Source organism: Microcoleus sp. BM001215392 (assembly GCF_036700185.1).
GTDB lineage: Bacteria > Cyanobacteriota > Cyanobacteriia > Cyanobacteriales > Microcoleaceae > Microcoleus.
This window is the reverse complement of record NZ_JAUBOJ010000048.1, coordinates 19,956-28,072: the sequence shown is the minus strand read 5'-3', so window position 1 is coordinate 28,072 and position 8,117 is coordinate 19,956. Positions and strand designations below refer to the sequence as shown.

Here is an 8,117-nt window from a genome sequence, read left to right as displayed (position 1 = left end):
ATATGTTTGTAGGGGCGAAGCATGACCGTAGTCAATATGGGATTATAACTAATAATTTATATGCGGTCATGCTTCGCCCTCCTCAAAGTGAGATGCACCCCACAGTCATATCATGTCCGGTTGATTACCATCACAAAAACGGTTTGTAGTGCGGACTTCAGTCCGCAGCATAAAGCGGACTGAAGTCCGTACTACAAACCTTATTTATTGGGTCAAGCGATCGCACATGATATCATTCCCAAATCTCAAATCTAGAATCTAAAATCGTTTAACCCAGGACTTCCCACAGTAAAACCGCCGAAATCGCCAGCAAAATCACTCCCGCAGCCTTCTCCAAAGTTTTCGGATCGATTCGAGTCGCCAGCCACCTTCCCAGCAACACTCCCAACAAACTCGTTGCTATCAAAGCCGAACCCGCACCCGCAAACACAATCCAAGGATTCCGAGATTCAGCCGTCATCAACAAAATCGCGAGTTGAGTTTTATCTCCAACTTCCGCCAAAAAAATAGTTGCAAAAGTCGAAGCAAAAATTGCCCAATGCTTCGGCTTCAGTTGCTGTTCTTCCTGACAAAGCTTAGGATTTGCACTCACCGAAACTTCTACCTGCTCCGGGGTTGAAGCAGCACAAATTTCAGAAATCTCTTTAAGTTTTTGTAGTTGTACTTGTGGTGGCAAATCAGAATTGGGGGTTTCTGAGTCAGAAGCAGACAAGTTTGGCGGTACAGAATCAAGTTTCACTGGCAATGAATGCTAAACGCTATTTATTTTTGATTTCTACTTTGGATCTTAACTTTCTCTGTGCCTGATTTTACCTGCACCAGCCCCATCTTTTTTTCCCGGAGATTTCCGCAACCAATTCCAGAAATTGCTCAACTCACCCAAACACGGATAGAAGCCCCACAGTTATTTGTCTAGTCCATCGAAAATCTAAAATTCCCTGGTTCAAGTGCCGTAAGTTCGATCGCCCGCATCACCCAAACCAGGTACAATAAACCCCTGTTCGTTGACTATTTCGTCGATCGTTGCCGTATAAAGAACCAAACTCGGGTACTCCGTACTCAGCCGCTTCAAAGCCGGAGGAGCAGCCACCACACAAATAATCCGAATCAAACTCTGGTTAATTCCCCGTGAAATCAATTCCTGCATCGTCGCCACAATCGTCCCGCCAGTCGCCAGCATCGGCTCACTAATTATCACCCGCGTTTCCGGGTTAAACTGCGCCGGCAATTTGTTCAAATAACAAGTCGGCTCCAGCGTCTCCTCATTCCTCGCCATACCCAGATGGTAAACCGAAGCCAGCGGCACAACCGTCTGAATTCCTTCCAGCAGTGACAAACCCGCCCGCAAAATCGGTACCACAACTAACGGAGCTTCCGGGTTAATAAAAGTCGCCGGACATGGACTCAAAGGCGTCTGCACCGTTGCTTCAACTGTCGGTAGCCAATCTCGAATTGCCTCGTAGGCCAGCCAGCGTCCCAATTCTGTCATCGCAGAACGAAAAAGTACCGATGGAGTGGCGGCGTCGCGGGCGACAGCCAGCCAGTGTTTAATTAACGGGTGGGGCGGAACGTAAACGCGCAGTTGCAGGGGCATGAGGGAATTCGGGAGATTGCTAGGTTTGAAGGATTTTATGCGGTGCGATCCTTTTCGAGAAATTCGCTAACGATCGCTCTGTGCAACTTACCACAATCTTCCATTCTTTAATCTCAAATCGTACAACTGTTTTCGTTCTTCGTTTGCCGACCTCCGCCTGCTTATTGAAAAATCTTGGCAATTGTATTGACATAGTTTAGCAATAAGGCTATAGTAATTTTCAGTGTTCTCCTCTCAAAGGATAGGCAGACGGGGGCAGTCGGCAATGGTAGACTGTTCCCGCATTTTTTTTGAAGCATTTCTGTTTGAAACATGGCGCATAGGGCACGCGGGCATTATCGGTTGCCTAACTTCGGTCTTCCTTACATCCGTTACATCCGTTACATCCGTTATATAATCCGTTGCCGAACTTCTTCCTTCTGGAGCGATCGACTGTAAAATTGTAGAAATATTAAGATTTTTAACCAAATGTCAGCTCCTACCCAATCCCAGTTATTCTCCGCCAACTCCCGCCCGACAGAGCAAGAGTTTGATGTGATAGTCATCGGTTCCGGCATTGGCGGACTCGTCACTGCAACCCAGCTAGCAGCTAAGAAAGCCAAAGTTTTGGTGCTCGAAAGCTACACAATTCCGGGGGGTAGTGCTGGATATTTCGATCGAGAAGGCTACAGATTTGATGTCGGAGCCTCCATGATATTTGGGTTCGGACAGCGTGGCACCACCAACCTCCTCACCCGCGCCCTCAAAGCAGTTAACGTCACCCTAGAAACAATCCCCGACCCCGTACAGCTTCACTACCATCTACCCAGCAGCTTGGATCTCGAAGTTCCCCAGGCTTATGACAAATACTTGCAAGAATTAATTGACAGATTCCCCCACGAGCGCGAAGGCATCCAGAAATTTTACGGCGAATGTTGGAACGTCTTCAACTGTCTCAACGGCATGGAATTGCTATCCCTAGAAGAACCTGGATATCTAGTTCGAGTCTTTTTTCAGAATCCTTTAGCCTGTTTGGGATTAGTAAAATATCTGCCCCAGAATACTGGCGACATTGCGCGGCGCTACATAAAAGACACAACTTTGCTGAAATTTATCGACATGGAATGCTACTACTGGTCAGTAGTACCCGCAGACTTGACGCCGATGATTAACGCCGGAATGGTATTTTCTGACAGACATTACGGCGGCATCAATTATCCCAAAGGCGGAGTCGGTCAAATTGCCCAAAAATTAGTAGAAGGATTAGAAAAATGCGGCGGGAAAATTCAATACAAAGCTAAAGCCAAAAAAATTATCACAGAAAACGGCCGCGCTGTTGGAGTCGAGCTAGTAACCGGCGAAGTTTACCGAGCCAAGCGGATAGTTTCTAACGCCACCCGCTGGGATACTTTCGAGAAATTGCTGCCTGCCGAAGAGATGCCCGCCAGCGAGAAGAAATGGCAGCAGCGCTATCAAAAAGCCCCGAGTTTCTTGAGCTTGCATTTGGGAGTAGAAGCCAGCGTCATCCCTGCTGGTAGTGCCTGCCACCACATTTTGTTAGAAGATTGGGACAAAATGGAAGCGCCGGAGGGAACAGTTTTAGTCTCAATTCCAACCGTGCTCGACCCGGATTTAGCTCCGGCAGGATATCACATTGTTCATGCTTTTACTTCTAGCTGGATGGAAGAGTGGGAAGGACTTTCGCCGCAGGAATACGAGGATAAAAAAGAAGAGGCTGGAGGGAGAATTATTGACAGATTAGAAAAGATTTTTCCTGGTTTAGATGCTGGTTTGGATTATATGGAAGTGGGGACGGCGCGTTCTCACCGCCGCTTTTTGGGCCGCGAAGACGGAACTTACGGGCCAATTCCGCGACAGAAGTTAATGGGTTTGTTGGGAATGCCATTTAATCGAACTTCGATGCCAGGTTTGTATTGTGTGGGCGACAGTACGTTTCCCGGACAGGGTTTAAATGCGGTGGCTTTTTCCGGGTTTGCTTGCGCGCACAGAATTGCTGTGGATTTGGGTTTTTAGTGGTAGGTTCGTCACATTTAAAATAACCCCAATCAGGTTGGTAGTGAGGACTTCAGTCCTTATCCCATAAGATAGGACTGAAGTCCTCACTACCAACCTAAAGACTAAAAACCCGGTTTCTGGAGAGAAACCGGGTTTTTAAACTGAAAATTGGCTGTTTGCATTCTTTGAATGAGTTACTGCTCGTAACTGCCACCGACGCCGATTTGGGTATTGTAGATTTTGGCATTAGTGATGGTCATATCTTCCATTGATGCGCCGGATACGTCAGCAGTGTTGATGATGGCAGCGGTCAGATTTGCCCGATCGAGGTCTGCGTCATTTAAACTGGCGTTAGTCAGGAAAACTGCTGTTAAGTTAGCAGCCGTCAAGTTAGCGCCTGTCAAGTCAGCGCCTTCGAGGTTGGCGTTAGAGAGGTTGGCGCCTTGCAAATTCGCTTCTCTCAAATCTGCACCAATTAAATGAGCCCCTGCCAAATTTGCTCCCGACAAGTCGCACCCAAAACATTGACCAGTTGACAGTAATTGTTTGACCTGATCGGGATTTTGGGCGCGAGCCGGGCCTGCCAACAGTAAGGGAGTAATTAAAATAGTAGCGGCTAGTAGATAGCGTTTCATAATCTTTTTTCCTCAGCAGACTGGGTTTTTAATTTCTTCTGTTTATATCTACAATCTTACCACTGTTGTTTTCGCAAGTTGCGATCGAATTCACAGGCCGGCTGTGATATCGATTGCCTTCCAAAACGCACAGGTGGTTTCTCAAAGCTCGCAAAACTTAATGTCGCAAAACTTAACACTACCGAACTGAATACAGTCTCTTTGAGTAGTAACATCTTCTAGGTTAGCTCGGACAGCGAATATATGTCTCTTGCCGAAGATGGATATAATTAGCGATGCGATGGACGATCGTCTAAGTTAATTATCTGCCCAAAAGTTCCCTAGAAATACGTTATCTATAATAAAACTGTCACGGGCCAGAAAATTTACATTTAAAATCAAGATAGAATTATAACTTTATAGGTAGAGCCAGAGCCGTCACCGGCCAGCTTCCCAGCCTAAGTTCGGGGTGCATTTTTAAGAAAAAATTTTAATTACGTCTCAGCAGCGCTGTCAAAATCCACGTATTGATTGGAAAGCAGCGCTTTTTAGCAAGGTTGCAGAGTTAAGGCGCGATCGCCAAAATGAATTAAATATGCTCAAACATGATTCCTCCCAGTATCTGCCGACTTTAGATCGAGTCATTGACCGCTCCCCCTTGACAGTTGCACCCGGTACCCCGCTAGCAGAAGTAATTACGCTGATGGGCCAACGGCGCGGCAGTTGCTCTGTCAACCCCGAGAGCCTACCAACGGATATTTACCAAATCGCCAATCCCCCCATATCTAGAGCGTTCAGAGACGCGACAGGTAGCTGCATCTTTGTCGTGGCGCAGTCCGTCGAAACATCCTCCACACCATCTGCTCAAAATTCTCAATTACAAGGCATCTTTACCGAGAGGGATCTCGTCGATTTGATTGCATCGGGCAAAAACTTAAAAAATGTCACCATCGCAGAAGTGATGAAGCAGCCCGCGGCAACTCTGACCAAAGGTGAAGAGCAAGACATTTTCAGCGCCCTAATTCTGCTGAGCCAACAAAGAATTCACCACCTGCCAATATTGGATAATTCCGGTCAACTCCTAGGAGTAATTACGCCCGAAAGCATTCGCCAAGCAATGGTACAACCGGCAAATATCTTGCAAATGCGCAGCGTCAAAGAAGTAATGACATCTCAAGTTATTCAGGCACCTGTGTCAGCTTCAGTTATGAGTTTGGCCGAGTTGATGGCGCAGCACCGCGTTAGCTGTGTGGTAATTACAGTATCAACAGGATATGAGATGAATTTGCCGTTCCCAATTCCCGTAGGTATGGTCACAGAACGGGATATTGTGGAATTTCAAGCTTTAGATATAGATTTGTCGCAGACGATCGCCCAAACTGTGATGAGTACCCCGTTATTTAGTCTCAAGCCTGAAGACTCGCTGTGGGTAGCTCATCAAGAAATGCAGCAGCGTTTAGTCCGCAGGTTGGTAGTAACGGGGAAACAAGGAGAACTGCTGGGAATAGTTACTCAAAGCAGTTTGCTGCGCGTACTTGACCCGATGGAAATGTCCGGGGCGATCGATATTTTGCACGCCAGCATCCAAGAACAGACTAGCGAGTTGCAAAAGGCGATCGCCTCCCTCAGCTTGACTAATGCCCGACTAGAAACGGAAATTGCTACCCGCCTCCGCGCTGAAGTGCGCCTGCAATTGCTAGAATCTGCCGTGGTTAACGCTAACGATGCGATCGTAATTATGGATGCCGGATACGGCAATATCTCCGATCCCAGCATCATCTACGTCAACGAAGCTTTTACTCAAATGACTGGTTATCGCCCCGAAGAAATTATCGGTCAAACACCGAGTTGTCTGCGGGGGCCAGACAGCGATGGCGCTCAAGTTGCCAAGATTCGCCGCGCTTTCTCTCGCCGAGAACCGCTGCGCTTGGAATTGATTAACTACCGCAAAGACGGTTCCACTTATTGGGTGGAACTCAACAGCGTACCTGTTGCTGACGAGTTGGGGAACCTCACTCACTGGGTGTCCGTGCAGCGCAATATTAGCGATCGCAAGCGCATGGAACAAGCATTTTTTGAGGAAAAAGAACTCGCTCAGGTTACTCTACAATCGATCGGGGATGCCGTCATCACTACTGACAGCGACGGCTGCATTTCTACCCTCAATCCAGTTGCTGAAAAACTCACCGGTTGGTCTACCTGGGAAGCTAAAGGTTTGCCCCTAGCGGGCGTCCTCAGAATCGTTGATGAAACCAGCAGGATGCCGATCGAAAATATCGCCCAAATCGCTTTGTATGAAGGTCGGATTGTTGACCAAGGATACAACAGTTTGCTGATTGCCCGCAGCAACTGCGAATTTGCGATCGACCACTGCGTCGCCCCCATCCACGCCTGCAACGGCAAAATTGTCGGGGCTGTCGTTGTGTTCCGAGATGTCACTCAAGTGCGAACTCAAGCGCGGCAACTCACCTGGCAGGCAACTCACGACCCCCTGACGCAATTGGTCAACCGCCGCGAATTTGAGTACCAGCTAGAACACGCCCTGCACAGCGCTCAAGGTTACTGCCAAGAACACGTGATGCTTTACTTGGATCTCGATCGCTTCAAAATAGTTAACGATACTTCTGGTCACGTTGCAGGCGACGAACTGCTGCGCCAAGTCAGTCAGCTATTTAAAACCAATATCCGTAAAACCGATGTCTTGGCGCGTCTGGGCGGTGATGAGTTTGCCGTACTCCTGTACAATTGTTCCCCCTCACACGGCTTAGAGGTCGCAGAATTGCTGCTGCAAAGCATTCAGGGATTCCGGTTTGGGTGGCAGGATAAAACTTTTTCCCTCGGCGTCAGTATCGGTTTGGTGGCAATTAATCCCAAAATAGCATCGACATCTGTGGTTTTGAGCGCGGCGGATCTTGCTTGCTACGCTGCTAAAAATAAAGGCCGCAACCGGGTGCAGGTTTATGAAGCGGGCGATCGAGAATTAATCAAACAGCACGGCGAAACCCAATGGGTGGTGCAAATTAATCAAGCTTTAGAAGAGAATAGCTTTCGCTTGTACTATCAGCCGATCGTACCTTTCCTCAACTCTCCCACCACAGGTACACATTGCGAAATCCTGCTCCGCCTCCAGTTGGCAACGGGCCAGTTGGTATCGCCGATGGCGTTTATTCCGGCCGCTGAACGCTACAACTTGATGCACGCGATCGATCGCTGGGTAATTCGCACTTTATTTAGCAATTTATCTAAAATTTTCACGGCAAATCTTTTAGTCCAAAACCCCGGCACAGACAGCGATAAAATAGTTACCTTGCCTACTTGCTGTCCCCTGTCTAGTTCGCAATCATCATTTGAGCAACATCCCAGCCTTTATGCAATCAACCTTTCTGGGGACAGCCTCAACGAAGAAAAGCTGATCGAGTTTATTCAAGAGCAGTTTTCCATCCATCAAATACCGCCGGAAATCATTTGTTTTGAAATTACAGAAACCGTGGCGATCGCTAATCTCAGTAAAGCAGCCAGCTTGATTTGGCAGCTCAAGGAACTCGGCTGCCAGTTTGCCTTAGACGATTTCGGCAGCGGGATGTCTTCTTTTGCTTACCTGAAAAGTTTGCCCGTGGATTATATCAAAATTGACGGCAATTTTATTAAAAATATTGCGGACAATCCTATTGATGTCGCCATGGTGGAAGCTATTACCAAAATTGCTCACGTCATGGGAATAAAAACTATTGCGGAGTATGTGGAAAGTCAAGCAGTTATGGATAAACTTAAGCAGCTTGGGGTAGATTACGCTCAAGGTTATTTTTTGGGGAAGCCTCAACCTTGTAACTTCGGTTCTCCTAGTTTAGAGGGGTTTTTGAGTGATTTTTCGGTTAATTCCTTGGGTTTTGAGAATAAGTTGGCTTCTTGAATTC

Annotated in this window: 5 protein-coding genes; 2 read left to right on the top strand and 3 right to left on the bottom strand. The window is 47.4% G+C overall.

Annotated elements, in window-relative coordinates; genetic code table 11:
- Positions 1-268: 268 nt before the first annotated feature.
- Together QT974_RS08235 and upp are read right to left on the bottom strand one after the other, a co-directional pair.
- Entirely contained in the window at positions 269-739 is a 471-nt protein-coding gene (locus QT974_RS08235) for a TMEM165/GDT1 family protein (protein WP_333468021.1), read from the bottom strand.
- A gap of 204 nt (positions 740-943) precedes the next feature.
- Positions 944-1,594 (bottom strand): uracil phosphoribosyltransferase, encoded by a 651-nt coding sequence (upp, locus tag QT974_RS08230; protein ID WP_333468020.1) that lies wholly within the window; start codon positions 1,592-1,594, stop codon positions 944-946.
- A gap of 468 nt (positions 1,595-2,062) precedes the next feature.
- Between upp and crtH the strand changes: the two genes are divergently transcribed.
- Positions 2,063-3,607 (top strand): carotenoid isomerase, encoded by a 1,545-nt coding sequence (gene crtH, locus QT974_RS08225; RefSeq protein WP_333468019.1) that lies wholly within the window; start codon positions 2,063-2,065, stop codon positions 3,605-3,607.
- Positions 3,608-3,783: 176 nt separating this feature from the next.
- Here crtH and QT974_RS08220 read toward each other — a convergent pair whose 3' ends face one another.
- Positions 3,784-4,224 carry a pentapeptide repeat-containing protein gene (locus QT974_RS08220; RefSeq protein ID WP_333468018.1) on the bottom strand — a complete coding sequence of 147 codons (441 nt, stop codon included), beginning with the start codon at positions 4,222-4,224 and terminating at the stop codon, positions 3,784-3,786.
- Between the two features lie 574 nt (positions 4,225-4,798).
- Here QT974_RS08220 and QT974_RS08215 point away from each other — a divergent pair.
- On the top strand, positions 4,799-8,113 hold the full coding sequence (locus QT974_RS08215; RefSeq protein WP_333468017.1) for an EAL domain-containing protein: 3,315 nt from the start codon (positions 4,799-4,801) through the stop codon (positions 8,111-8,113).
- The last annotated feature ends 4 nt before the right edge of the window (positions 8,114-8,117 follow it).

Bases quoted from the DNA above. Each gene is read 5' to 3' on its own strand.
- QT974_RS08215 (WP_333468017.1), top strand. From the start codon at position 4,799: ATGCTCAAACATGATTCCTCCCAGTATCTGCCGACTTTAGATCGAGTC.
- QT974_RS08220 (WP_333468018.1), bottom strand. From the start codon at position 4,224: ATGAAACGCTATCTACTAGCCGCTACTATTTTAATTACTCCCTTACTG.
- crtH (WP_333468019.1), top strand. From the start codon at position 2,063: ATGTCAGCTCCTACCCAATCCCAGTTATTCTCCGCCAACTCCCGCCCG.
- upp (WP_333468020.1), bottom strand. From the start codon at position 1,594: ATGCCCCTGCAACTGCGCGTTTACGTTCCGCCCCACCCGTTAATTAAA.